General features: G+C 42.9%; 1 protein-coding gene. It reads right to left on the bottom strand.

What is annotated here, in order from left to right; all coding sequences use genetic code 11:
* Window positions 1-51: 51 nt before the first annotated feature.
* On the bottom strand, window positions 52-1,532 hold a 1,481-nt coding region (locus tag QUA54_RS34160; RefSeq protein WP_333419458.1), incomplete at its 5' end, for an IS1182 family transposase.

Raw genomic sequence — 1,532 nt, 5'->3', positions numbered from 1 at the left:
CTAGGGCGTCGGTTCAGTATTAGGAGTTGACAAAAAAAGGAATTTATGAAATTAGCCAGTGCATGAGTTCGAGTCTATGCCTGGTGTAATTGGTCGAACCTTATCCATTCGAGCAATGACATGAAGATTATGAACAACAGCGACTCGCCGTAGATCGAAGAGATTTTTCCGCAGTCCAATATAGCGAGCACGGTTCCCCTGCCAATGGCCAATATGAGCCAGAGAGTGTTCAACTGTAGTACGTTTTCTCAAGTCTTGGCGACCAATAGCAGTAGATTGACGTGCTCGCAACTCTTGCATTAAGGCTTCATCAGGATGAATTGATACAGTCCGTCCTCTTTGACTATTCGTGCAACCAGACCTCAGAGGACAAATTGCACATTCATTCTGAGGAAAATGAACAGTTTTTCCCGGTTCAAATGGGATACTTACCTGATTGGGACAGCTAATTAAATGCGTATCCCAGTCAAGGAAAAAAGAATTTTTATCAAACCGTCCAGAATTTTTGACCGGCCACGCCTTGCAAAATATCTGAAATTTATCATTCCGTTGTGTCACCCAATGACTAGATAAATAAGCCCGATCGATATGTAACTCAGATAGGTGAATGTTTTGAAATTTCAAGTCACGTTCTAGGTCAATTGTAGCAGCAGATTCTGGAGTATTGGCGCGTGTCAACGCCACGGCACAAACTACACCACTCTCTAAATCTTTGAGGACGTGACGTTTATATCCATCTATTTTTTTAGAGCGGCTTTTACGCCCATGCCGCATATCGGGGTCTTCAATAGAAATGCGACGATCTTTTGCCACCCCTTTAGCAAGATTAGGAAATCCTTGAGAGTCTAAAGTCACATTTTGGGATTCAATGACTCGGGCAACATCCAGAGTCTCTTGAGCCACTTCAAACTCATCACGAGCGGGCTGGCTTTGCATCCATTCTTCTACGGAATTTAAGCTATTTAGGATGACTAAGAGTGCATTTTGACGCTCTACTGGATTATCCCAGTTTAAGTCTAAGGCTGTTTTTAAGCTGGAACTATTGAGAATTGGTGCACCAGCTAACTCGGCAATTTCTGCTGGCTCCCGCCCCTGCACAACAGCTATCACACTCACCGCCTTACGCAAAGCATGACCCAATAGATTATATGTATCTTCGACTTTCCCAGCTCCCCATAAAGGTGAAGAATCTAAAGCCGCTTTCAGTTGAGATGAGCCAAACCCACCTTTTTGTTTGGCAATTTCTACGGTGCGGTCAATTAAACGTTGGTCTAGTTCTTTTTTAATTAAGCGATTTCTGAATCGAACCAAAGTGGCTTTGCTAAAAGGGGGAGTTTCACAATTGAGACAATCGAGAACTAACTGCCAACGTCGATCCATGAGCATTTCTTCAATGACTTCATCATCAGAAATGCCTAAGTAGGCTTGCAGAATAATTGCCAAAGCAATTTGTGCAGGAGGAACTGGACCCTGACCCACTGTGCTGTCTTTAAAAATTGTAGCAAGTTCTTCTTGAAACTCATCATTAAATA

The organism is Microcoleus sp. MOSTC5 (assembly GCF_036701825.1).
Lineage (GTDB): Bacteria > Cyanobacteriota > Cyanobacteriia > Cyanobacteriales > Microcoleaceae > Microcoleus > Microcoleus asticus.
The sequence above is the reverse complement of the archived record's forward strand: the minus strand, read 5'-3'. Positions and strand labels throughout refer to the sequence as shown.